Genomic DNA, 23262 nt, shown 5'->3' with positions numbered 1-23262 from the left:
CCATCCGGTTTAGTCGTCGCGGCGGACTGAAACCACGCGGCCGGTACGGGCATCGACCTTCACTTTGTATTTGCGCCCGCGTTTGATGATTTCCACATCATAATGCGGGTAGCCGTCATCACGGTCGAAATCAATGTCTTTTACACGCCCGCCGATACGGGAGAGTGCGGCGCGTCTCGCCTGTGCATAGCTGATGTAGCGGCCATGGCCATACTTGGATCTTTTCGCCTTATGGCTTTGGCTGTAACGCGGACGGTAGTCATCATCATCGTACCAATCGTCATCGTCGGCGAAGGCGGGCGCGGCGGCCAGCAGGGCAAAGGCGGAAAGGGCGGCAATCAGAGTATGTTTGAATTTCATCGTTTTTCCTTTTCGGTTGCGCCTTGTGTCGGCGTGATGTTATCAGCCGTTGCGTACGGCAAGGGGCATGATACGTCCAATAGATTAGCGTAAGATTAGCATCTGCCCAAAGCCGCTGTTTGACGACAAAAGGCCGTCTGAAAGCTCTGTTTCAGACGGCCTCTCCTATTTAAAACACTAAGCTTCGCGCCCTGCCTTCAACACCAGTCGGGCAAAGAGTGCGACACCGGTTGCGAAAAAGCCCAAGCCCAGCCATTTTGCCGCCGTATCCCAGTTGTCCAAACCAAGCGCGAGCGGTGCGTCCGAACCGCCGTTGGTCACGGAAACGGCGATGATGAAGGCCATCACCACGCCGACCAGGCTTTCGCCGACAATCAGGCCTGCCGAAAACAGCGTGCCGATGCGTTCGGCGTTTTTCAGACGGCCCTCACGGTTTTCCGCCTTTTTGCCGACCGCATACTTCAACACCGCCGCCAACACCGCACCCGCCACAATCGGCATATTCACCGACGGCGGCAGATAAATACCCATGCCCACCGCCAATACGGGCAGCGCGAGCTTGCCGCCGGACGATTTTTTCAACACCAAATCAACCACAATCAGCGCAACGCCGATACCGACGCCGGTAAAAATATAATCCCATTGCAGATTGTGCGAGAAGATACCCGTCGCAATCGTCGTCATCAAAGTCGCCTGCGGGGCGGCCAGGGCCTGCGCCGCGTCCATGCCTTCGCGCGGCATCGCGCCGGTAAAGCCGTAGGCTTCATACAGCAACTCCAACACCGGCGAAATCACGAATGCGCCAACGATACAGCCGATAATCAACGCCACCTGCTGCCGCCAAGGCGTCGCCTTCACCAGATAACCCGTTTTCAAATCCTGCAGGTTGTCATTCGAAATCGAAGCCACCGCGATAACGGACGAACCGCAAAACAGCGTCAATGCAAGCAGGAACTTACGGTTGGCCTCGTCCGCCATCAAACCGTTCGACTCGCCCACCAGCAGCAACACCAGCGAAATCGCCACAATCGACACAATCCCCACGCCCGAAATCGGGCTGGAAGACGAACCGACCAAGCCTGCCATATAACCGCAGGCGGCGGCAACCAAAAAGCCGATGATGGAAGCCAAAAGCGTACACACAATCACCAACAGCCAAGCCATACCGCCGGAAATGTGCGAATCGCCGATAAAGTGGTAGAAAGATACGCCCAAAATCAGCATCATCGACAACACCCAGAAAATCATGGCCTTGGGCGATAAATCCTGCTCCACGCGTTCTGCTGCGGGCGCACCGCCGCCGAAGCTTTTAAACGACATTTTCATGCCTTCTATCATCGGCTTGAGCAGCATCAAAAGCGTCCAAACCGCCGCGATACCGATGGTGCCCGCGCCGATAAAGCGTACTTTTTCCTTCCACAGCTTCATCGCAAACGCCACCATTTCCATATCGGCAGGCTGAGGGACGCCGGACGAAAAATACGGCACGGCCACTCCCCAGGCAATCGAGATGCCCAACAGGATGGCGATACCGCCCGTCAATCCGACCAAATAGCCTGCGCCGAGCAGAGCCAGCGAAAAGCCCATCGGCAGTTGAAAAATCGCCGCACCGCTCTTAAACCAATAACTCGCGCTGTCGGCCGCCACACGCAAGCCGCCGGTGCAGAAACTCACCACACCTGCCAGCGCGCCGCCGGTCGCCAGTTCTTTGATGCCGCTGCCGCCTTTTTCATCCTGTCCTTCTTCATGGCTGCCGACCTTCAAAATCTCAGCCGCCGCCACACCTTCCGGATAAGGCAAATCGCTTTTCACCACCATCGCATAACGCAGCGGCACGGTGAAAATCACGCCCAAAATACCGCCCGCCATACACAGCAGCGCAGTCTGCCAAAACGGGAAACCGCTCCAGTAGCCGGCCATCAAGAGGCCGGGCAGGACGAAAATAATGCTCGAAAGCGTACCCGCCGCCGAAGCCTGCGTCTGCACCATATTGTTTTCCAAAATATTGCCGCCTTTGAAAAACTTCAAAACCGCCATCGAAATCACCGCCGCCGGAATCGACGAAGCGAAAGTCAGGCCGACTTTCAAACCGAGGTAAACGTTGGACGCGGTAAACACGACGGTAATCAGCGCGCCGAGTATCATGCCCCGCAGCGTCAGCTCGCGGTAGCCGGCATAAGGATCGTGGGGAGATTGGGTCATGGTCGTAAAGCCTTTTTACAATGTATTTTTCAAGATACGGGCCGCATCCTCAGGGCAAAAAAGCACGGACGTTGCGGCGGCATGCGCGGCATAGTGTTGCGATTGCAAGGAAATGTCAAGTTTTATCCCAAAATGCAAAGGCCGGATCGGCGGTTTCAGGCCGTCTGAAACTGCCCTGCAGGCCGAAACGCCGCCCGCCAAATGCCTTCAAACGGGTAAAAAGAGAGATAAGTCGGGTAAACGGCATGTAAATCGGCTACAATACATCATTCATTTGTTATTGCTTTTTCAGACGGAGAAACCAGTGTTTGCCTTCAAACCCCTGCTTGAGATGCCGCGCAAAGAAGCTTTCGCCGTTGCGGCGGCAGTCGTGGCCGCCATGGGCTATACCATTATCGCCCTGGGCTGGCTGCCCCATATGACCATCATCGCCGCCATTACCGCCCTCTTGGTTTACGGCCTGCTGCGCGGTTTGAAATATGAAGACATGCAGCGCGGCATGGTGGCCTCGCTCAGTCAGAGCATGGGCGCGGTTTACCTGTTTTTCTTCATCGGCCTGATGGTGAGCGCGCTGATGATGTCCGGCTCGATTCCCACGCTGATGTATTACGGCTTCGGCTTCATTTCGCCCGAATATTTCTATCTTTCCGCCTTCGTCCTCAGCTCGCTGATAGGCGTCAGCATCGGCAGCAGCCTGACCACCTGCGCCACCGTCGGCGTGGCCTTTATCGGCATGGGCGAAGCCTTTCACGCCGATTTGGCGATGACGGCGGGCGCAATCGTTTCAGGTGCGTTTTTCGGCGACAAAATGTCGCCCCTGTCCGACACCACCGGCATTTCCGCCTCCATTGTCGGCATCGATTTGTTCGAACACATTAAAAACATGGCCTACACCACCGTTCCGGCCTGGATACTCACCGCCCTGTTTACCGGCTGGCTGCTGCCCGCCGCCGCGGCCAACGACTTGAACAGCACCGCCGTTTTCCGCCAACAACTCGAAGCCTCAGGCTTGGTGCATACCTATTCGCTGATACCGTTCGCCCTACTGGTGGTACTGGCCGTACGCCGCGTAAATGCCGTCGTGGCCATGATTGCCACCATCGCCGTTTCCGTCGCCATCACCTACCTGCACAGCACGCCCGATTTGGCCAAACTCGGCGGCTGGTTTTACAGCGGCTTCTCACTGGAGGGCGAATTCGACAAAATCGGCAAACTGGTATCGCGCGGCGGTTTGGAAAGCATGTTTTTCACCCAGACCATCGTTATCCTCGGCCTGAGCCTCGGCGGACTGATGTTCTCGCTGGGCATCATCCCCAGCCTGCTTGAAGGCATGCGCCGCTTCCTCACCACCGCCGGACGCGCCACCGCCAGCGTGGCGGCCACCTCCGTGGGCGTAAACGTTTTAATCGGCGAACAATACCTCAGCATCCTGCTGTCGGGCGAAACCTTCAAACCCGTTTACGACAAACTCGGCCTGCATCCGCGCAACCTCTCGCGCACACTGGAAGACGCGGGCACCGTCATCAACCCCCTCGTTCCCTGGAGCGTCTGCGGCGTATTCATCGCCAACGCCTTGGGCGTTCCCGTATTGAACTACCTGCCCTACGCCTTCTTCTGCTACCTCAGCCTGATACTGACCCTGCTGTTCGGCTGGACAGGCCTGACCCTGAGCAAAAAATAAAGGCGGGACAAAAAGGCCGTCTGAAACCGTATTTCAGGTTTTCAGACGGCCTTTCCCACTGATAAACGCATCCCGTATAGGCCGTCTGAAAAGGCAAGGGCGGCCGAATTTTGCTATACTGACGGCCTGTCAAAACAACACACTTGGAAAAACCGTCATGAACATCAAATTTGCCGCCCTGCTGGCTGCCGCCGCCCTTTCCGTAGCCGCCTGCGAACAGCAAGCCGCCACACCGCAGCAAGCCTCGGCAGTCCCGGCCGCCGACACCGCTTCCGCCACTCCGGCCGACGCTCCGTCCGCACCGCAAACCCTGACCAGTAGCGACAACGCCGTCAGCATCTCCGTAACCGGCAATTTCCAAGACCAACTCGGCGGCAACGCCCTGCCCGAAGGCGCGGAAGCCGGCACCATCCTTCAACAATACGACGAAAACACCGACATCACCCTCACCGTCGTCGATGCCGGCAAACCCGTCAAACCCGCCAAAGAATACTACGCCAACCTGAAAACCGCATTGGAACAGGCCGGTTTTGCCAGCCTGAAAGCCGGTGCAGCCACAGAAAACCGTATGGACTATTCTTTCACCGATGCCGAAGGCAACAACCACAACTGCATCAACATCTACAGCCCCGACAACCTCTACGCCGTCTGCGCCTTCAGCAGCAGTGCCGACAACGCAACACTGGCCGAAACGCTCAAAGACGTCAAACTGCTGAAAAAAGCGATGTAAAACACACATACGCAACACGAGGCCGTCTGAAAGCACCTGCTCCAACAAAGCAACCGCCTTTCAGACGGCCTTTCCGCCAACAAAACCACCCGCACTGACCGCCATGTCCCGACCACCATCCCCCGCCGCACCCTCCGCCCCCGTTTTCAGCGACACCGACCGCGACATGATGCGCCGCGCCCTGACCCTCGCCGCCGAAGGCCGCTTCTCCACCTCACCCAACCCGCGCGTCGGCTGCATCATCGCACACGGCGGCCGAATCGTCGGCCAAGGCTTCCACCTCAAAGCGGGCGGACCCCATGCCGAAGTCCACGCCCTGCGCCAGGCGGGCGAAAACGCGCGCGGCGCCACCGCCTACGTTACCCTCGAACCATGCAGCCACTACGGCCGTACCCCGCCCTGCGCCGAAGCCCTGATACAGGCGGGCGTATCGCGCGTCGTCGCCGCCATCGCCGACCCCAACCCGCAAGTGGCGGGCAAAGGCCTGGCCATGCTCTCCGCCGCCGGCATCCGAACCGAAAGCGGCCTGCTCGAAACCGAAGCGCGCGAACTCAACCGCGGCTTCCTGTCGCGCATCGAACGCGGACGCCCCTTCGTCCGCCTCAAATGCGCCGCCTCCCTCGACGGCAAAACCGCCCTTTCAGACGGCCTCAGCCAATGGATTACCGGCGAAGCCGCCCGACATGACGTACAAATCCTGCGCGCCGAAAGCTGCGCCGTCCTCACCGGCATCGGCACCGTACTGGCCGACGACCCCCAACTCAACGTCCGCGCCTTCCCCACCCTGCGCCAACCCCTCCGCATCGTCCTCGACAGCCGCCTGCGCCTACCGCCGACGGCCAAACTGCTGGCCGACCCCGAATCGCCCATCCTGCTCCTGACCGCCGTCCCGCCCGAAAAATACCCCGCCGCCCTTACCGCCGTCCCGCATCTCGACATCCTGACCGTCCCCGCCGCCGACGGCCGCATCAGCCTGCCCGCCGCCCTCCCCCTGCTGTCGGAACGCGGCATCGGCGAACTCCTAGTCGAAGCAGGCGCAACACTGTGCGGCGCATTCCTGCAGGCAGACTTGGCGGACGAAATCGTCCTCTACCAAGCGGGCAAAATCCTCGGCGGCAACGCCCGCAGCCTATTCGACCTACCCGAAAACCCCGCCGCACTGCAACAACCCGCATCATGGCAAACCCGTTCCGTAACAATCCTCAACGGCGGCGACCTCAAACAAGTGCTGCGCAAAAAAGAGGCCGTCTGAAAACGGATTTTGCACCTTTCAGACGGCCTTTTACCCCATAAACAACCGCACACATCACAAACACGCCCACGCGGCACGGATAACGGATTCAGACTTATTCCGACATGTCGGACGGCGGAAGAGGCGGTTTTTTAAACGACAACCATGCGGAAATCAGGACAGTCAGCCACCATGCCGCCAAAAGCAAAAAATGATTCAGGTGGGCTGATGCCCGATTGAGTTCGGAAGGGGGATTCAGGGGTAAATAGATTAAAGATGGCGTAACAAACGGAGGCCGAAAGCAGGCAAAGCAGGATATCCTTTCCCTTTTTCTGCAAACGCATCAGCATAGCGGCCAAACCCGTTATGGCAGAGGCTGCCAATCCGAGCAGGAGGAACGAAAAAATATGTTCTATCATCGCGTTATTATCGGGAAAAGCGGAGTCAGGCTGCATGAATACGGCCAACCCCATAAAAATCAAACTGCCCGGAAAGACAAATACGATAGGAATCAGCCAACGGTAAGAAAAAAAACCTTTCCGTTCCACCGCCTGATGACCGACATGGGAAGTAACCCTCCAACCCGTTTGCAGGATTTTGGCGGCAACTTTCCGTTCCAGCCGGCGGTTGTTTTCAGTAGGGAAGACGACAAGGGCGAAAGGAAGGACGGCAATTGCATTCAGCCCGCCGAGCCACAAGGCGGCATCCAGGATATTTACGGAAGAACCGGCAAAATACGAAAAGAACAATACGCAAAGCAATACGGTATAAAACCCGCTGAACAGCATGGCTGCACAAACATGACGGACATTTCGGCGCAAGCGGCAGGCATTCATTGTCATACCGGTCAGAATGCCCCATGAAAGAATCAGAGAAAACGTAAAAACCGTTATTGAAACGATACTGCTTAATATTGTAATGGCCGCCAGCATCATGGCATATACCGGATAAAGGGGAATCGGCATTCCGGTAATAGTCGATTGAACGAAAAAATAAGTCAGCAGCCCGGCCCAACAAAATGCATAAATAACAAAAAGAATGGCAACATAACCGAAAAACTGCCGCTTTTGCACGGGCCTTTCAGAAGAATGTTCAGACATATTTTCCTTTCACAGTTGTTTTTATAGGAAAATGAAGTGTAACAAATTGTGAAATATATACAAACCAGGCCTTGATTGAAAATCCACCTGCGCCCGCAATGTCCAATGTCTGCCAATCTGATTTTTCCGTCAAATTCCCACTTTCCGTTACCTGTACCAAGTAAAACGCCTCCTGCCGCCACAACGGCACCGCCGGCAGCCCACTATGGATTTTCCCGGCTGCCGTTGCCGAATCGGATGGTGCAAACCAGACAACCAACAAAGAATTTGCCGAACGGACAAGCTCCGAAACATCAGCCGATAAAAACAAATCAACCGCAAACCTTATCCGCCATAACTGTCTGCGAATGGAAGAGGCCGTCTGAAAAAACAAAAGCCGGGCATCGATACCCGGCTTTCATTGTGCTGCCCGCGCTGTTTTTCAGACGGCCTATTTCTTCCCGCCCGTGCTGCTCGGCTGAATCACGATATTGACCCGTTTGCCCGGCTTGCCGCCCGCCGCCTTGCTGCCGCTGACGGTATAGACTTCGGTGCGGGTGTTGTATGTGATGACCGCTCCCTCGGCTTTGTCGCCGCCGCGCGTTACTTTGGCGTTGCCGCTCAATTTGACGACGTTGCTGGCCGATGAGTATTCGACCTGGTTGGCCTCGCCGTTTACCGTTCCCTTACCGCCATCTAGCGTTTGGCCGAAGCGGACGGGGCTGCCGCTGGCTTTCATGGTTTGCTGGCCGTCCGCACTGCGCACGACATTGACGCTGGCGGCGCGGATGTTGAGCGTGCCTTGTTTGATGACGACGTTGCCGCTGAAGGTGGTGGATTGGTTTTTCTGGTCCAATTCGCCTTGGTCGGCTTCAATTTCGATCGGCTGCTTGCGGTCGCTTTCCAGCGCGTGCGCCTGGAGGGAAACGGCCAGCAGGCCGCAGCACAGGCCTTTAAGAAGGATTTTTCGGGTCATAGATGGTTGCTTTCACTCGTGAGGGCAGCAGGAGCAGCCCTTGTTCTTCGTTATAACTGAAACCGCCCGCCGAGCCGTGCGACAGGCCGTAGCTGAATTGTACGGGGCGGTCGGAAGCGGCGGTTTTCTTGACGGTATCGACGGTTATCCTTTCGGCGGTCAGCTTGCCGGCCGGACGGCCGTCGCCCGCCTCTTTGTGCAGTACGACCTGCTGTTCGAACAATGCCTGCCGCGTTTCGGTATCGTAACGCGCCTCGTTGCCGTTTATTTGGTAGGTTTTCACACCTTGGCGGTACATCTTCATTTCAGGCCGTCTGAAAACCACTTCCGTGCTTTTCGGCAACTGCCAGGCCGCCTCGGCATCCAATTGTTCCCGCAGCAGGCCTTCGTTGTCGAAACGCCGTCCGGCGATGCCCGACATCGAATATTGCGGCTCTTTCGGATTCAGCGCCACTTCTTCCACCGTTACCTCGCTGATGCGGTCGAGCCAAGCGGAAAGCCCGCCCAGCACTGCGGCCAACACCAGCGGGAACAGCAAACCGTATCGCCACTTCTGCATCATTTTACATATTCTTCCAAAGCGGGAGCCAAAGTGCCCTGCGCCTGCATAATCAAATCGCACAGCTCGCGCACCGCGCCGCAGCCCGCATGGTTCAGGGTGATGTGGGCAGCATATTGTTTGACAAACCAATGCGCCTCGGGCACGGCCACCGGCAGGCCGCAGCGTACCATGACCGGCAAATCGACCACGTCGTCGCCGATAAAGGCGCACTCGTCTTCCGCCACACCCGCCAGCCCGCGCAATTCGGCATAAGCCGCGCGTTTATCGTGTATCCCCTTGAAATAATGGTTGATACCGAGCTGTTTGACGCGCAAGCCGACAGACGGTGCATCGCGGCCGGTGATAATCGCGGTTTGAACGCCGCTGTTTTGCAGCATTTTCAAACCATGCCCGTCCAGCGTGTGGAAAGATTTGATTTCCTCGCCGTTGTCGCGGATGAAAATCCGCCCGTCGGTCAGCACGCCGTCCACATCCATAATCAGCAGCCTGATTTTGGCGGCGCGTGCCTGCAATTCGGAAGAAAGGGTTTGCATTATGATTCTTTCAGACGGCCTAAAAAGGTTATTTTAGCATTGAACGTACCCGCCGTCCGCCGATACCTTGACCTGACCATAAACAGATTTTACAATTATTCTCATTATGATTTAATATTCAAACCTCCGCACCGCAATCACGAAAGGAAACACTAATGAGCAAAAAAGTCAGCATCTTGGTCGGCAGCCTGCGCAAAGGCTCGTTCGCCCGCAAAGTAGCCCAAAACGTCATCCCGATGTTCCCGGAAGGATACGAAGCCCAAATCGTCGAAATCGGCCACCTGCCGCTCTACAATTTCGACTACGACGACCCCGCCGAAACCGATTTTCCCACGCCCGAAAGCTATACCGCCTTCCGCGAAACCATCAAAGCTTCAGACGGTATCCTGTTCGTTACGCCCGAAAACAACCGCACCGTGCCCGCCTGCCTGAAAAACGCAGTGGACATCGGCTCAAAACCAAACGCCGACGTCGCTTGGAAAAACACGCCCGCCGGCATCATCAGCCATTCCGTCGGCAAAATGGGCGGTTACAGCTCGCAGAAAAACCTGCGCCTGGCCTTGTCCTATTTCAATATGCCGCTGACCGGACAACCCGAAGCCTTCCTCGGCAACTCGCCCACCCTGTTTGACGACAACGGCAAACTCATCGAATCGGCACGCGGCTTCGTGCAAGGCTACATCGACCAACTCGTCGCCCTGATTGAAAAAAATCCGAAATAAGGCAACGCCGGACGGCAGGCCGTCTGAAACATGCAGCCAAACAGGCAAACCGGTTTCAGACGGCCTCTTTAAAATTTAATTTATATAAATATCAGCCTGATAAATCCGCCAGCTCAAATTCCGCTTGCTTAGATGTGCGTAACATGATTTAATGCGCGCTTCAAACAAATGTGGCCAGATAGCTCAGTCGGTAGAGCAACGGATTGAAAATCCGTGTGTCGGCAGTTCGATCCTGCCTCTGGCCACCACATCACACCGCCCTTTCGGCGGTTATTTTTTTGCCTGAATCTCCCCTGCTTCCTTAAAACGAATCGGCTGAAAATATACGGCCTTCTCCTGTACCGTTTCAAATCAAAAAACGTGCGAATGCCGCAACCATAAAACCGAACGACCTCAAGCCGACATCAAAACCGCCGCACGCTTTTCAGACGGCCTCCATCCCTGTTCTGACAGACTTTATTTTCCAAAATGTAAAAACGACATCGGGCCATACGACGACCGATGCCTGTCTATCCTATCTTTCTGCTGAGTTTATGATGAAACATCCAAACGATAGCGGGCGGTAAAACGCTTTGCCCCGCCCGGCGGCAGAATGGTCAAGCCGATGCCGTTGTTGAAGCAGTCGGGCGCGCCGCTGAGGTTTTCCAACGCAATGGAGGTGCGTTCGGGTGGGATGTAGATTTGCAGCAGGGGATAGTTTTCTTCGGCAAAAATGTCGAGCCTGCGCGCGCCGTTCCGCAGGGTGCAGGCAGGGCGTGTGCCGCCGTTTCCGTTCAGCTCAAAGCTGTTATCCAATCCTATGCCGCGCAGGGAGGCGGCTTCTGCAAAGCGGTTATCGGACAGGCGCGCACCGGTGGGCAGCAGGTCGGCATCAAATTCAAGCTGTGTGCCGCCGTTGATTTGCAAAGTCCAGTCGTCCGCCGTGCCGCCGAGGGTGAAATAGGGATGCCAGCCGTCGCCCAGCGGCATGGGGGCGGTGCCGGTGTTTTCGGCGGTGGTGGAAACGGTGAGGCCGTCTGAAGACAGGGTGTAGCGCACGGTCAGGCGGTAAGGGAAGGGGAAACCGTTTTGGTCGGCAGGATAAGCGTACGCCAACTCTACCCAAGCCGCGTCTTCGCCGCTGCCGTGCCCGGCCGATGCAAACGGTGCGTCATAAAGCAGGCCGTGGATGGCATGGCCGTTCAAAACATGGCGGCCGGTTTGATATTCGCGGCCGTCGAAACGGTAGCCGCCCCGGTTCAGGCGGCAGGGGAAGGGGCTGAGTTTGGCACTGCGAAAGCCGTCGGTGATGTGTTGCCGGGCATCGTCGGTGCCGCGATAAGCGACGATGCAGTTTAACCACTCGCCGCCGCCGAAAACGGCGTAGCGGTTCAGAAGTGCGCCGAAAAAATAGATTTCCGCTTCGGCATGGCCGTTTTGCCGCAACACGGCGCGGTCGGATTCGATTTGGCAGGAAAAAGTCATGATGAGGCCGTCTGAAAAAAGAAGGCGGAATTATATCGAAACAAAACGGCAAGCAGGCGGCGTATAACGTCCGTCTCTGCTAAAATCCGCTTTTTTCCGCACCGTTCCGACATGTCCGACACCGCCCGAATCCCCGCCAGCTATGGCCGCCATTACACCGTCCGTACCGAATCCGGCCAAACCTACACCGCCACCGCGCGCGGCAAACGGGTGGATTTCGCCTGCGGCGACCGGGTGCACATCGAAGTGCAAAACGGCGAACAGGCCGTCATCCGCGATTTCCTGCCGCGCCGCAGCCTGCTCTACCGCCAAGACGCATGGCGCACCAAACTGATTGCCGCCAACGTGGACCGGCTGTTCATCGTTACCGCCGCCGTCCCGTCGCCGAGCGAAATGCTGCTGCAACGCGCCCTGCTGGCGGCGGAAGCGGGCGGCATCGAAGCCTTTATCATACTGAACAAAACCGACCTGCCCGAAAGCGCGGCCTGGCGGGAAAAACTGGCCTTCTACGAAGACTTGGGCTATCCGTTGGCCGCCGTCAGCGCACTGGAAAACGCCGAAATCCTGCGCCCGCTGCTGCAAGGCTGCACCAGCATCTTCCTCGGACAATCGGGCATGGGCAAATCCACCCTCACCAACGCCCTGCTCGGCGGGGAACACGCCCGCACGGGAAGCCTCTCCGCCGCACTCGATTCCGGCAAACACACCACCACCCACGCCCAAATGTACGACCTTGCCGCCAACAGCTTCCTCATCGACTCGCCCGGCCTACAGGAATTCGGCCTGCACCATCTGGACGCCGCCGACCTGCTGCAATATTTCCCCGACCTGCGCCACCTGATCGGCCGATGCCGCTTCCACAACTGCACCCACCGCAAAGAACCCGGCTGCGCGGTCAAACAAGCGGCCGAAAGCGGCGAAATCAAAGCCGACCGCCTGAACTTCCTGCAACGCATCACCGACGAACTGACCGCTAAACCCTATTAAACCAAGCCCGCCCAATCCGATTCCAACCTTACCGAACCCATACTTTCAGACGGCCTCAACCCATCAAACGCCATGAACACCCTGCCCGCCCATTTCCTCATCCTCGCCGCCCTCGTTGCGGCCGCCCTGCTCATCGTCATCATCATTATCGGCCTACTGTCCCGCAGCCGCCGTCAGGCCGAACTCGCCATCCTTCACGCCGAACGCGACAACCTGAACGAACGCCAACGGCAAGCCGACCTCCAAGCCGCCGAATCCGCCCGGCAAATCCAAACCCTGCAACAACACCTGCAACAAACCGAAACCGAACTGGCCGCCGCATCCGCCCTCAACCGCCGCCTGCCCGAACTGCAACAGCAACTGGCCGACAGCCGCAGCGAATACGCCGAACTCGAACAAAACGCCCGCCGCCTGCACGGCGAATATGCCGCCGCCGAACAACAAATCCGCCATCTCACCGCCCAAGCGGAAGAATTAGGCCGTCTGAAAACCGACTATGCCGAACTGCAACAACAACTGGCCGAACAACAAATCCGCAACGAACGCCTCAACACCCTGCTCGAACAAGAACGGCAGGCGCAGGAAGAAAAACTCGCCCTGCTCGACAACGCCCGCGACCTTATGAGCGGCCAATTCCGCCACCTGGCCGACGAAATACTCGAAGAAAAAAGCCGCCGCTTCACCGAACAAAACCGCGAACACCTCGGCCGCCTGCTCAACCCGCTGAACGAACGCATCAGCGGCTTCGCCCAACTGGTTCAAAACACCTACGAAAAAGAAGCGAAAGAACGCCTGACCCTCGAAAACGAACTCAAACGCCTGCAACAACTCAACAACCGCCTGCACGACGATGCCAACGCCCTCACCGACGCCCTCACCGGCAGCCGCAACAAAACCCAAGGCAACTGGGGCGAGATGATTCTGGAAAGCGTGCTCGAACACTCCGGCCTGCAAAGGGGGCGCGAATACATCATACAGGCATCGGGCACGCAAACGCAGGAAGACGGCCACACCCGCCGCCTCCAGCCCGACGTTTTAATCAATCTGCCCGACAACAAACAAATCATCATAGACAGCAAAGTCTCCCTCACCGCCTACGTCCGCTACACACGGGCGGAAAACGAACACGAAGCCCGTCAGGCACTCGCCGCCCACGTCCAATCCGTGCGCCAGCACATCAAAGAACTGGCCGAAAAAAAATACAGCGACATCGACGGCCTGAAAACGCTGGATTTCGTCTTCATGTTCATCCCCGTCGAACCCGCCTACCTCGCCGCCCTGCAGCAAGAACCCGGCCTGTTCCAAGAATGCTTCGACAAACGCATCATGCTCGCCGGCCCCGGCACCCTGCTGGCCACCCTGCGCACCGTCGCCAACATCTGGCGGACCGAACAGCAAAACCGCAACGCGCTGGCCATCGCCGACGAAGGCGGCAGGCTGTACGACAAATTCGTCGGCTTCGTCGATACCCTGCAAAAAGTCGGCCGCAACATCGACCAGGCGCAAACAGCCTACCAACAAGCGTTCAACCAACTCAAAAGCGGCCACGGCAACCTCGTGAACCGCGCGCATAAACTTCACCTCCTCGGCCTGAAAACCGCCAAACAGCTCGACCGCCAACTGACGGAAGAAGCGGCCGAAGCGGAAGCCGAAACATCCGTCCTGCCTGCACCGGAAAGCGGGGAAACGGGAAACCGAGGATAACCCGCTCGGCAACCCCGTCTGCCGACATAAAAATCCGGCAACCCGACGAAAACAGAAAACAAATCTCGGAGGCCGTCTGAAAAACCGTTTTCAGACGGCCTCAAATCAAAACACGGTTTTGCCGGGATCGTTTCGAAACCCACCATATGCCTTTTTCAGACGGCCTTATATCCGACAGCTATTTGCACAACGGACTTACAAAACTATACAATGCCGTCCGTCTCAGCACACACAAACTTACAATGAACTGGTCCTACCTAGCCGCCGCGATACCGAAATTCGCCGAAGCCGCGAAACTGACGCTGGAATTATCGGTTTACGGCATCGCATTATCCCTGGCCGTCGGCCTGCCCGTGGCGGTGGTAACGGCTTACCGCATCCGGCCGTTTTACTTTCTCGCCCGCGGTTATATCGAACTTTCGCGCAACACGCCGCTGCTTATCCAACTGTTCTTCCTCTATTACGGCCTGCCGAAAATCGGCATCAAATGGGACGGCTTTACCTGCAGCATCATTGCCCTGACGTTTTTGGGCGCGAGCTATATGGCCGAAGCATTGCGGGCGGGAATCCTCGCCGTGCCAAAAGGACAGATTGAAGCGGGCAAAGCCATCGGTTTGAACCGTTTTCAAATATTCCGCTACGTGGAACTGCCGCAGGCTTGGGCGGTGGCCGTGCCTGCAGTTGGGGCGAACATACTGTTTTTAATGAAGGAAACATCAGTGGTCAGTGCGGTCGGCATCGCCGAATTGCTGTTCGTTACCAAAGACATCATCGGCATGGACTACAAAACCAACGAAGCCTTGTTCCTGCTGTTTGCCAGCTATCTGATTATCCTGCTGCCCGTGTCCTTATCGGCACGCTGGGCGGAAAAACGCGTTCGGAGTGCGAAATATGGTGCTTGACTGGATGTTTGAAGGACAAAACGCGGCGCGTCTGGGCAAAGGGTTGCTGCTGACGGCACAAATTTCCCTGATTTCCGTCGCCCTGTCCTGCGTGTTCGGCACGCTGTTCGGACTCATGCTGCGCGCGGACAACCGCATCGTGCGCTTTATCGGCCGCCTCTATTTGGAAACGGTGCGCATCGTGCCGATTTTGGTGTGGCTGTTCGGCTTCTATTTCGGTTTCGCCGCCTGGACGGGTATCCATATCGACGGCCTGTGGGTCTGCATTTGGGTATTCGTGCTATGGGGCGTGGCGGAGATGGGCGATTTGGTGCGCGGCGCATTGGAATCCATCGAAAAACATCAGGTGGAATCCGGTTTGGCCATCGGTTTGAGCCGTTGGCAGGTGTTCCGCTTCATCGAACTGCCGCAAAGCGTGCGCCGCGTTTTGCCCGGTTCGATCAACTTATTCACGCGCATGATTAAAACCAGCTCCTTGGCTGCCCTGATCGGCGTAATCGAAGTAGTCAAGGTCGGCCAGCAGATTATCGAAAACTCGCTACTGACCATGCCGAACGCTTCGTTTTGGGTTTACGGGCTGATTTTTATGCTGTATTTCCTCTGCTGCTGGCCGTTGTCGTTGTGGGCGGCGAGGCTGGAACACAAATGGGAACATTGACATGGCTTTATTGAGTGTGCGCAAACTGCACAAAGAATACGGCGGTGTAACCGCCATCGGTTCGCTGGATTTGGATTTGGCCAAAGGGAAAGTCATCGTCCTGCTCGGCCCGTCCGGCTGCGGCAAGTCCACCCTGCTGCGCTGCATCAACGGCTTGGAAGAGCATCAGGGCGGCAGCATCGAAATGGAGGGCGCGGGCGTGTTCGGCAAGGACATATCTTGGCAGACGGCGCGGCAGAAAGTAGGCATGGTATTCCAAAGCTACGAGCTGTTCGCCCACATGACCGTTATTGACAACATCCTGCTCGGCCCGCTGAAGGTACAGAAACGCAACCGCACCGAGGCGGAAGCGCAGGCCGACAAACTGCTGGCCCGCGTCGGCCTACTGGAGCGGAAAAACGCCTACCCGCGCGAACTTTCGGGCGGACAAAAGCAGCGCATCGCCATCGTGCGCGCCCTGTGCCTGAATCCCGAAGTCATCCTGCTCGACGAAATCACCGCCGCCCTCGACCCCGAAATGGTGCGCGAGGTATTGGAAGTGGTGCTGGAATTGGCACGCGAAGGCATGAGCATGCTGATCGTTACCCACGAAATGGGGTTTGCCCGAAAAGTGGCCGACCGCATCGTTTTCATGGACAAAGGCGCGATTGTCGAACAGGCTTCGCCCGAAGCGTTTTTTACCGAACCGAAAACCGAACGCGCCCGGCAGTTTCTGGCCGGTATGGATTACGGGCCGGATTTGAACGTGAGCATCTGAATCCTACCCCGCCGCCAAACGTTTGGCCACCAAGGTTTTCAGGCCGTCTGAAACCTTGCCGCGCTGTTTTTCAGACGGCCTCTTCCCTTTTTTCGTTATCTTCAAAGGAGCAAATCATGACGCTTTCCAAAAAATTCTCCACACTGCTGGCCGGTACCGTTATCGCACTCGGCCTGGCCGCCTGCAACGGCGGTGCCGACAATCAGGCCGCCTCGGGCGGACAGCCTGCCGCCGCAGGAGCGGATACCGTAGCCGCCATCAAAGAAAAAGGCGTTATCCGCATCGGCGTATTCGGCGACAAACCGCCGTTCGGCTATGTGGACGCGAATGGCAAAAACCAAGGCTTTGATGTCGAAATTGCCAAAGAAATGGCCAAAGACCTGCTCGGCAGCCCGGACAAAATCGAATTCGTCCTCACCGAAGCCGCCAACCGCGTCGAATACGTCCGTTCCGGCAAAGTAGACGTTTTACTGGCCAACTTCACCCAAACGCCGGAACGCGCGGAAGCCGTCGATTTCGCCTCGCCCTACATGAAAGTCGCCTTGGGCGTAGTATCTCCCAAGGGCAAGCCGATTACCGATGTCGCCCAATTGAAAGACCAAACCCTGCTGGTCAACAAGGGCACCACCGCCGATGCCTTCTTTACCAAAAACCACCCCGAAGTCAAACTGCTGAAATTCGACCAAAACACCGAAACCTTCGATGCATTGAAAGACGGACGCGGCGTGGCCTTGGCGCACGATAACGCGCTGCTGTGGGCATGGGCGAAAGAAAACCCGGACTACGAAGTGGCCATCGGCAACATCGGCCCGGCCGAATCCATCGCCCCGGCGGTGAAAAAAGGCGACAAAGCACTGCTGGACTGGGTGAATGGCGAAATCGCCGCCATGAAGAAAGACGGCCGTCTGAAAGCCGCCTATGAGAAAACCCTGCTGCCCGTGTACGGCGACAAAGTCAAACCGGAAGAACTGTTGGCCGAATAAGCAGGCATCATTCTCGAAACGACAGAGAGGCCGTCTGAAAATAGTTTTTCAGACGGCCTCAAACATTTTGACGACCAACTTGCAACCATTGATACGCACGGTCTGAAAATTGCACCCCGGCGGCTGGAAGATTATCCAACTGCCGGGGTGCGGTTCAGGCCTTTCAGACGGCCTCTTTTCCATAAGCGGACAACTGCAACAGGATGCCTGTTTAAAACCTATCCGCCATCACACCAGCCGTTCGGCTTATTTCATACCGGGGAACAAGCCCTTCATTCCCTTGGCCATGCTCATCAGCTTGCGCATATTCTGCCCGCTGAACATTTTCATCATTTTCTGCGACTGCTCGAACTGGTTCAACATTTTATTGACTTCCTGAACCGTGGTACCCGAACCGGCCGCGATGCGGCGTTTGCGGCTTGCCTTGATTAAGGCGGGATTGGCACGCTCTTTCGGCGTCATCGAATTGATGATGGCTTCGACATGCCCCATCGCTTTTTCCGCCGTGCCTTCGGGAATCTGTTTGGAAAGCTGGCCGATTTCGCCGGGCATTTTCGACATCAGGTTCTCCAAACCGCCCATATTCCGCATCTGCTGGATTTGCGCTTTGAAGTCATTCAGGTCGAAGCTCTTGCCCTTGCGCAGTTTTTTCGCCATTTCGGCGGCGGCGGCTTCGTCTATGCCTTTTTGGACATCTTCCACCAAGGTCAAAACGTCGCCCATGCCCAAAATCCGGCTGGCGATACGGTCGGGGTGAAAGGCTTCCAAGCCGTCGATTTTTTCGCCCACACCAATGAATTTAATCGGTTTGCCGGTCACTTGGCGCACAGACAAGGCCGCACCGCCGCGCGAATCGCCGTCCATTTTAGTCAGCACCACGCCGGTCAGCGGCAACGCCTCGTTAAAGGCCTGCGCCGTATTGACCGCGTCCTGACCCAGCATCGCATCGACGACGAACAGGGTTTCCACGGGATTGACCGCCGCATGGAGTGCCTTGATTTCGTCCATCATTTCCTGATCGATGGCCAAACGTCCGGCGGTATCCACCATCAGCACGTCGTAAAAACCGCGCTTGGCATGGTTTAAAGCTGCCAAAGCAATATCGACGGGCTTTTGCGTCGTATCCGAAGGGAAGAAATCAACCTGCACCTGCTCGGCCAGCAAACGCAGTTGCTCGATGGCGGCGGGGCGGTACACGTCGGCTGAAACAACGAGGATTTTTTTCTTTTTATCAACCGTTTTCAGCAGCTTGGCCAATTTGCCGACGGTGGTGGTTTTACCCGCCCCCTGCAAACCGGCCATTAATACGACGGCAGGCGGGGCAACCGCCAAATCCAATTTGCTGTTTTCCTTGCCCATCAGTTCGATCAGTGCCTGATTGACGATGGTGATGAAGGCCTGTTCTGCCGTCAGGTTGTCGTTGATTTCCTGCCCGACTGCCTTCTCTTTAACGTTGTTGATGAAATCGCGTACGACCGGCAAGGCGACATCCGCCTCCAGTAACGCCAAACGGACTTCGCGCAGGGCGGGCTTGATGTTTTCTTCATTCAGCGTCGCCACGCCGCGGATATTTTTGAAAACGGAATAAAACCGGTTGGTCAGATTGTCTAACATGGACTTCCTTCATAAGCTGCCACGCGGACAGTGTTATTTGATAAAATCGGCGCATTTTACACTACCTGCGTCATAGTGGATATGCGCAGGTCGGGAAGTTTGCTATGCCGGTTATGATGATTTGTTTGACACTTGTTTATGCCGCGCTGGCGGGATTCGTTTGGTTTTGGCGTTTGAAGAAAAATGCCGCCGACTATCCGCTGCGCTGGGAATTGGCCGTTTTGGCCGGCTCCCTGCTGCCGCACGGCCTGATGATTATGTTGCCGCCGCTGGCCAATCAGACGTTGATTATGGGCTTCGGGTATGCGTCGGCGGTGATTGTGTGGTTGATGCTGATGCTGTATCTGATGGGCAGTTTCTTCTATCGCCTGCGCGGTTTGCAGCTGCTGCTGTACCCCTTGTCCGTCTTGTTCATGTTGCTGGCAATACTCTTCCCCGGCCATGTGGAATCCTACCGGATAACGGACTGGCCGTTTATGCTGCACATTATTTCATCACTGCTGGCATACAGCCTGTTTGGCATTACCACTTTGATAGCCGTTCTGATTTTGTGGCTGAGCCGCGATTTGCACCGGCACAGGCTGTCGCCCGCCCGCTCTTTCCTGCCGCCGCTGCTGAGTTTGGAGCGGATGATGTTTCAAAGTATGTGGATAGGTTTTGCCCTGCTGACGGTTTCGGTTATCAGCGGTACGTTTTTTGCCGAGGAGGTATTCGGCCGTCCGATGACGTTCACGCATAAAACCATTTTCAGCATCGTGTCTTGGTTTATTTATGCCGGGCTGCTGCTGAAACGCAGTATGACGGCATGGCGCGGGAAACGGCCTGCCGTTTGGACGATTGTCGGCTTCATCAGCCTGATGCTGGCTTATGTGGGCAGCAAATTCGTACTGGAAGTTATCCTGCACCGTTAAAGCCGATTTACTGTCAGGCCGTCTGAAAACTGTGTCGAAGCATTTTCAGACGGCCTATTAAGGACAATAAAGGACCAACGTAAAACAGGCCGCCCTTATGGGACAGCCTGTTTATTTATACTGCATGTGGGTTATGCCCTATTTCCTCATTTCTATATTGCCTTTGTTTACTTGGCGTTGAGCGTTTGCTCTTATGTAGTGTAATGTAATGTAAAAGCGGATTGCCTGACAAGTACTATTATCATTACATCTTTAACAAAGACATTAAATTGCTGATACATTCTATTTATAGGCGGTTTAAATGTTAAATTTGATTTTTTACCTGATTTAAACACTGCGCCCTCTTAAAAAAAACAAAAAATCCTGTAATTGCTATTTTGTTGCATCCAGCCGTCTGAAAAGGACTTCCATGAGAATTTTACTTGTTTTGCTGCTTTTGCTGCCAATAAGGCAAGTTTGGGCCGAAATGCGCTACGGCGTACTGACATATCATGATGTGGTCGAGGGCAAGGTGTCCGGTCAAACGGATACCCCCACGGTCAGCCGTAGCAAACTAATCGAGCATTTCGACTGGTTGAAAAACAACGGCTATACACCCGTCAGCTGGCGGCAAATTAAAGAAGCGGAAGCAGGCAAAGGCAGCCTGCCCGAAAAACCTGTCCTACTGACTTTTGACGACGGCTATTTGAGCTTTTACCAAACCGTTTTCCCATTGTTGCAGCAATACCGTTATCCTGCGGTATTAGCCGTTGTGACTTCATGGCTGGATGAAAAAGATTATGTCCCATATGGCACGACCAAGTTACCACGTAATCGCTTTTTAAGTTGGCCGCAAATAAAAACTTTACAGCAAAGCGGTCTGGTGGAAATTGCTTCCCATAGCGACAATCTGCATCGCGGTCAGGCCGGAAACCCTATGGGCTCAGAATTTGCCGCCGCCCTTTCTGGATATTACCGAAACGGCCGTTACGAAACAGCCGAAGAATATCGGCACAGGATAGAAGCAGATTTGAAAACGTCCGCAGACAAAATCGAGCGGCATACCGGAGTAAGGCCTAGAATTATCGTTTGGCCGTATGGGCAGTTTAACCAAACGGCCGTAAATATCGCCCGCAAAACAGGTTTTGACGGTAGTTTTTCACTCTACGACCGTCGGCTAAACCGTCTTTCAGACGGCCATATAGGCCGTGCAATGTTAGATGAAGGCAGTGATACTGCTTTTCTGTAAGCCTATTTACAAGAACAACTGCCACGTCACAGACCGCAAAAAATAGCCCATGTCGATTTGGATTACATCTATGACACAGATGAGCGGCAAATGAACCGCAATATCGATGCATTGATTGACCGCATCAGCAAATTGGGCGTGAACACCGTTTATCTTCAAGCATTTGCTGATCCTGACGGCGACGGCACAGCGGATGCCGTCTATTTCCCAAACCGCCGTATCCCCATGCGTGCAGACCTATTCAGCCGGGTTTCATGGCAACTAATGAGCCGTACGAAAACCGAAGTTTATGCCTGGATGCCGATGTTGGCTGTGAATGCAGGAAAAGGTTACGAATATGTAACCGACCATCGTACCCAAATGCCCGATCCCGCCCATTATCTGCGACTCTCCCCGTATAACGAAAAAAATCGGAAATTATTGGAAGATTTGTATGAAGACTTGGCCTTTCATGCCCGATTTAACGGCATCATCTTTCATGATGACGGTCTGCTTACCGACAATGAAGGCAAAATCGCACCCGGAAAGCGCAGTGAAGAACAATACCGCCGCGAAGCCGTACAAAAAGAACAAGATTTAATCAAACACGGTGAACGCCTTAAAACAGCTGCCTTAAATTACAGCTTCAACGGCCTCGAACAGATGAAAACCACGCGTAATCTTTATGCGGGGGTTATTACCGATAAAAATCAACAGAAATGGTTTGCCCAAAGTCTGCCGGCTTTCGTAAAACATTATGATTACACGGCCATCATGGCTATGCCCTACATGGAAAATGAAGCAGCAATCGATAGTCTTCAAGCCGCCGAATGGTTAAAAGGACTAGTAACAACCGTGCAGAACAGTGGACTGCCATCTGAAAAAATCGTTTTTGAACTCCAAACTGTCAATTGGCGTAGCGAGCGTCCTCTACCCGCAGGAGAAATTACCAACTGGCTGCACATCCTGCGCCAAGCCGGAGTACAAAATATTGGCTATTATCCAGATAATGTACACACCAATCAGCCACCAATACAGCAAATGAAACCCGTGCTCGATCAATTCCAATAAAACCAAAAGGGCTGTCCAGTTTCTTGGACAGCCCTAAAAATTATTTAATTTACTTGAGTTTAGTCAATCAGAAACCGTTTTCCATCAAAATCTGTCCTGGATTCTTATTGCGATGCATGGAGAAACCCATATTCAATAAAGCCTGAAAAGTATCTTTAACCATATCGGGATTACCACAGAGCATAAAGCGAGTATGTTCGGGAGTAAAGGGAAGCTCTAAAGCTTCAGACAATTGCCCTCCCGTCAATAACTCCGGCAAACGTTTGTGAAGTACGCCATCATTTTTTTCCCTCGTTAATACTGGTAGAAAACTAAATTTAGTAAAGTATTCACCAACTAAAGGATGATCTGCCAATTCGTCAAGCCGATTTCTGAAAATCAATTCCTCAGCATAAGAAACAGAATGAACCAATACTAAACGTTCAAATCTCTGCCAGACCTCAGGTTGCTCCAAAATAGACAGGAAGGGAGCTATTCCCGAACCCGTACATAACATTATCAACTCTCGACCGTCTATAAAACGTTCAGGCAACAAAAAACCTGTAGCGTTCTTATCGAGCAAAATAGTGTCTCCGGCCTTCATCTGCATAAAATACGCAGACATCGGGCCGTCTGGAATCAAGACGGCAAAATATTCCAAAATATCAGAATACTCCGCAGACATAATGGAATAAGCACGCCAAATATAGCCATTCCCATCACGAAAGCCTAAACGAGAAAATTGTCCTGCTGAAAATCTGTAAGTTTCCGGACGACTAATCGTAAAAGTGAGCAGCTTCGGCGTATGACGTGTGACATCTAATACGATTTCTTCCGTAAATTTACTTTCTTGCAAACTTGACATGATTTTCCTAATCTTGCTATTCAATACGGCTCGTAATAATTACTACACAAAACGGCCTATCCACCGAACCGAATCGGCCATCCC

At 54.9% G+C, this 23262-nt stretch carries 21 protein-coding genes, 1 tRNA gene and 1 pseudogene; 13 read left to right on the top strand and 10 right to left on the bottom strand.

What is annotated here, in order from left to right:
- Positions 1-9: 9 nt before the first annotated feature.
- Positions 10-360 (bottom strand): PepSY domain-containing protein, encoded by a 351-nt coding sequence (locus HMPREF3107_RS07230; protein WP_070454625.1) that lies wholly within the window; start codon positions 358-360, stop codon positions 10-12.
- 177 nt (positions 361-537) lie between these two features.
- Positions 538-2562, bottom strand: a complete 2025-nt coding sequence (locus HMPREF3107_RS07225; RefSeq protein ID WP_070454623.1) for an OPT family oligopeptide transporter — start codon at positions 2560-2562, stop codon at positions 538-540.
- Between the two features lie 304 nt (positions 2563-2866).
- Between HMPREF3107_RS07225 and nhaC the strand changes: the two genes are divergently transcribed.
- The 3 genes from nhaC (at position 2867) to ribD (ending at position 6225) form a co-directional block, all read left to right on the top strand.
- Positions 2867-4243: a Na+/H+ antiporter NhaC gene (gene nhaC, locus HMPREF3107_RS07215; protein ID WP_070454618.1), complete on the top strand. Its 1377-nt coding sequence runs from the start codon at positions 2867-2869 to the stop codon at positions 4241-4243.
- Positions 4244-4400: 157 nt separating this feature from the next.
- Positions 4401-4973: a hypothetical protein gene (locus tag HMPREF3107_RS07210; protein ID WP_070454615.1), complete on the top strand. Its 573-nt coding sequence runs from the start codon at positions 4401-4403 to the stop codon at positions 4971-4973.
- A 103-nt stretch (positions 4974-5076) separates the two neighbouring features.
- Positions 5077-6225, top strand: coding sequence for a bifunctional diaminohydroxyphosphoribosylaminopyrimidine deaminase/5-amino-6-(5-phosphoribosylamino)uracil reductase RibD (gene ribD, locus HMPREF3107_RS07205; protein ID WP_371327478.1), 1149 nt, complete (start codon positions 5077-5079; stop codon positions 6223-6225).
- A gap of 131 nt (positions 6226-6356) precedes the next feature.
- Here ribD and HMPREF3107_RS07200 read toward each other — a convergent pair whose 3' ends face one another.
- The 5 genes from HMPREF3107_RS07200 to HMPREF3107_RS07185 form a co-directional block, all read right to left on the bottom strand.
- Positions 6357-7304, bottom strand: coding sequence for a hypothetical protein (locus HMPREF3107_RS07200; protein ID WP_070454613.1), 948 nt, complete (start codon positions 7302-7304; stop codon positions 6357-6359).
- Entirely contained in the window at positions 7297-7614 is a 318-nt protein-coding gene (locus HMPREF3107_RS11890; protein WP_141742853.1) for a hypothetical protein, read from the bottom strand. The genes HMPREF3107_RS07200 and HMPREF3107_RS11890 overlap by 8 nt, the downstream gene beginning before the upstream one ends.
- A 120-nt stretch (positions 7615-7734) precedes the next feature.
- On the bottom strand, positions 7735-8259 hold the full coding sequence (gene lptA, locus HMPREF3107_RS07195) for a lipopolysaccharide transport periplasmic protein LptA (protein WP_041961268.1): 525 nt from the start codon (positions 8257-8259) through the stop codon (positions 7735-7737).
- Complete coding sequence (lptC, locus tag HMPREF3107_RS07190) at positions 8237-8821, bottom strand: LPS export ABC transporter periplasmic protein LptC (protein WP_070454611.1); 585 nt, start codon at positions 8819-8821, stop codon at positions 8237-8239. Before lptC ends, lptA begins: the two co-directional genes overlap by 23 nt.
- Positions 8818-9354 (bottom strand): KdsC family phosphatase, encoded by a 537-nt coding sequence (locus HMPREF3107_RS07185; RefSeq protein ID WP_070454609.1) that lies wholly within the window; start codon positions 9352-9354, stop codon positions 8818-8820. Before HMPREF3107_RS07185 ends, lptC begins: the two co-directional genes overlap by 4 nt.
- Before the next feature lie 155 nt (positions 9355-9509).
- On the opposite strand from HMPREF3107_RS07185, the gene HMPREF3107_RS07180 reads away from it, so the two are divergent.
- Both HMPREF3107_RS07180 and HMPREF3107_RS07175 read left to right on the top strand, forming a co-directional pair.
- Positions 9510-10076 carry an NADPH-dependent FMN reductase gene (locus HMPREF3107_RS07180; RefSeq protein WP_070454607.1) on the top strand — a complete coding sequence of 189 codons (567 nt, stop codon included), beginning with the start codon at positions 9510-9512 and terminating at the stop codon, positions 10074-10076.
- 172 nt (positions 10077-10248) lie between these two features.
- Positions 10249-10324: transfer RNA gene (locus tag HMPREF3107_RS07175), tRNA-Phe, on the top strand.
- Between the two features lie 283 nt (positions 10325-10607).
- On the opposite strand, the gene HMPREF3107_RS07170 is transcribed toward HMPREF3107_RS07175, so the two are convergent.
- Positions 10608-11540, bottom strand: a complete 933-nt coding sequence (locus HMPREF3107_RS07170; RefSeq protein WP_070454605.1) for an aldose 1-epimerase — start codon at positions 11538-11540, stop codon at positions 10608-10610.
- A 111-nt stretch (positions 11541-11651) separates the two neighbouring features.
- Between HMPREF3107_RS07170 and rsgA the strand changes: the two genes are divergently transcribed.
- The 6 genes from rsgA to HMPREF3107_RS07140 all read left to right on the top strand — a co-directional run bounded on the left by rsgA (position 11652) and on the right by HMPREF3107_RS07140 (position 17531).
- The gene (rsgA, locus tag HMPREF3107_RS07165; protein WP_070454603.1) at positions 11652-12527 is read left to right on the top strand and encodes a ribosome small subunit-dependent GTPase A; all 876 of its coding nucleotides are present in this window, start codon (positions 11652-11654) and stop codon (positions 12525-12527) included.
- Between the two features lie 72 nt (positions 12528-12599).
- Positions 12600-14231 carry a DNA recombination protein RmuC gene (gene rmuC, locus HMPREF3107_RS07160; RefSeq protein WP_070454601.1) on the top strand — a complete coding sequence of 544 codons (1632 nt, stop codon included), beginning with the start codon at positions 12600-12602 and terminating at the stop codon, positions 14229-14231.
- Positions 14232-14473: 242 nt separating this feature from the next.
- Positions 14474-15133 (top strand): amino acid ABC transporter permease, encoded by a 660-nt coding sequence (locus tag HMPREF3107_RS07155; RefSeq protein WP_049249465.1) that lies wholly within the window; start codon positions 14474-14476, stop codon positions 15131-15133.
- Complete coding sequence (locus HMPREF3107_RS07150) at positions 15123-15791, top strand: amino acid ABC transporter permease (protein ID WP_070454599.1); 669 nt, start codon at positions 15123-15125, stop codon at positions 15789-15791. The genes HMPREF3107_RS07155 and HMPREF3107_RS07150 overlap by 11 nt, the downstream gene beginning before the upstream one ends.
- A 1-nt stretch (position 15792) precedes the next feature.
- Positions 15793-16548: an amino acid ABC transporter ATP-binding protein gene (locus tag HMPREF3107_RS07145; protein ID WP_070454598.1), complete on the top strand. Its 756-nt coding sequence runs from the start codon at positions 15793-15795 to the stop codon at positions 16546-16548.
- A gap of 116 nt (positions 16549-16664) precedes the next feature.
- Complete coding sequence (locus tag HMPREF3107_RS07140) at positions 16665-17531, top strand: cysteine ABC transporter substrate-binding protein (protein WP_070454597.1); 867 nt, start codon at positions 16665-16667, stop codon at positions 17529-17531.
- 246 nt (positions 17532-17777) lie between these two features.
- Here the strand turns inward: HMPREF3107_RS07140 and ffh are convergent, their stop codons facing one another.
- Entirely contained in the window at positions 17778-19145 is a 1368-nt protein-coding gene (gene ffh / locus HMPREF3107_RS07135; protein WP_003773298.1) for a signal recognition particle protein, read from the bottom strand.
- Positions 19146-19249: 104 nt separating this feature from the next.
- Between ffh and HMPREF3107_RS07130 the strand changes: the two genes are divergently transcribed.
- Both HMPREF3107_RS07130 and pgaB read left to right on the top strand, forming a co-directional pair.
- Positions 19250-20056: a cytochrome C assembly family protein gene (locus HMPREF3107_RS07130; protein ID WP_070454595.1), complete on the top strand. Its 807-nt coding sequence runs from the start codon at positions 19250-19252 to the stop codon at positions 20054-20056.
- Between the two features lie 409 nt (positions 20057-20465).
- Positions 20466-22334, top strand: a pseudogene (gene pgaB, locus HMPREF3107_RS12590) (poly-beta-1,6-N-acetyl-D-glucosamine N-deacetylase PgaB).
- A 67-nt stretch (positions 22335-22401) separates the two neighbouring features.
- Here pgaB and HMPREF3107_RS07120 read toward each other — a convergent pair.
- Positions 22402-23178, bottom strand: coding sequence for a ferredoxin--NADP reductase (locus HMPREF3107_RS07120; RefSeq protein ID WP_049249397.1), 777 nt, complete (start codon positions 23176-23178; stop codon positions 22402-22404).
- Positions 23179-23262 lie beyond the last annotated feature (84 nt).

Source organism: Neisseria sp. HMSC31F04 (assembly GCF_001807735.1).
GTDB classification, from domain to species: Bacteria; Pseudomonadota; Gammaproteobacteria; order Burkholderiales; family Neisseriaceae; genus Neisseria; species Neisseria elongata.
This window is presented reverse-complemented; position numbering and strand designations above follow the sequence as displayed.

What these genes read in the sequence shown, in the direction of transcription:
- HMPREF3107_RS07230 (WP_070454625.1), bottom strand. Translation starts at nt 360, where the DNA reads ATGAAATTCAAACATACTCTGATTGCCGCCCTTTCCGCCTTTGCCCTG.
- HMPREF3107_RS07225 (WP_070454623.1), bottom strand. Translation starts at nt 2,562, where the DNA reads ATGACCCAATCTCCCCACGATCCTTATGCCGGCTACCGCGAGCTGACG.
- HMPREF3107_RS07210 (WP_070454615.1), top strand. Translation starts at nt 4,401, where the DNA reads ATGAACATCAAATTTGCCGCCCTGCTGGCTGCCGCCGCCCTTTCCGTA.
- ribD (WP_371327478.1), top strand. Translation starts at nt 5,077, where the DNA reads ATGTCCCGACCACCATCCCCCGCCGCACCCTCCGCCCCCGTTTTCAGC.
- HMPREF3107_RS07200 (WP_070454613.1), bottom strand. Translation starts at nt 7,304, where the DNA reads ATGTCTGAACATTCTTCTGAAAGGCCCGTGCAAAAGCGGCAGTTTTTC.
- lptA (WP_041961268.1), bottom strand. Translation starts at nt 8,259, where the DNA reads ATGACCCGAAAAATCCTTCTTAAAGGCCTGTGCTGCGGCCTGCTGGCC.
- lptC (WP_070454611.1), bottom strand. Translation starts at nt 8,821, where the DNA reads ATGATGCAGAAGTGGCGATACGGTTTGCTGTTCCCGCTGGTGTTGGCC.
- HMPREF3107_RS07185 (WP_070454609.1), bottom strand. Translation starts at nt 9,354, where the DNA reads ATGCAAACCCTTTCTTCCGAATTGCAGGCACGCGCCGCCAAAATCAGG.
- HMPREF3107_RS07180 (WP_070454607.1), top strand. Translation starts at nt 9,510, where the DNA reads ATGAGCAAAAAAGTCAGCATCTTGGTCGGCAGCCTGCGCAAAGGCTCG.
- HMPREF3107_RS07170 (WP_070454605.1), bottom strand. Translation starts at nt 11,540, where the DNA reads ATGACTTTTTCCTGCCAAATCGAATCCGACCGCGCCGTGTTGCGGCAA.
- rsgA (WP_070454603.1), top strand. Translation starts at nt 11,652, where the DNA reads ATGTCCGACACCGCCCGAATCCCCGCCAGCTATGGCCGCCATTACACC.
- rmuC (WP_070454601.1), top strand. Translation starts at nt 12,600, where the DNA reads ATGAACACCCTGCCCGCCCATTTCCTCATCCTCGCCGCCCTCGTTGCG.
- HMPREF3107_RS07155 (WP_049249465.1), top strand. Translation starts at nt 14,474, where the DNA reads ATGAACTGGTCCTACCTAGCCGCCGCGATACCGAAATTCGCCGAAGCC.
- HMPREF3107_RS07150 (WP_070454599.1), top strand. Translation starts at nt 15,123, where the DNA reads ATGGTGCTTGACTGGATGTTTGAAGGACAAAACGCGGCGCGTCTGGGC.
- HMPREF3107_RS07145 (WP_070454598.1), top strand. Translation starts at nt 15,793, where the DNA reads ATGGCTTTATTGAGTGTGCGCAAACTGCACAAAGAATACGGCGGTGTA.
- HMPREF3107_RS07140 (WP_070454597.1), top strand. Translation starts at nt 16,665, where the DNA reads ATGACGCTTTCCAAAAAATTCTCCACACTGCTGGCCGGTACCGTTATC.
- ffh (WP_003773298.1), bottom strand. Translation starts at nt 19,145, where the DNA reads ATGTTAGACAATCTGACCAACCGGTTTTATTCCGTTTTCAAAAATATC.
- HMPREF3107_RS07130 (WP_070454595.1), top strand. Translation starts at nt 19,250, where the DNA reads ATGCCGGTTATGATGATTTGTTTGACACTTGTTTATGCCGCGCTGGCG.
- HMPREF3107_RS07120 (WP_049249397.1), bottom strand. Translation starts at nt 23,178, where the DNA reads ATGTCAAGTTTGCAAGAAAGTAAATTTACGGAAGAAATCGTATTAGAT.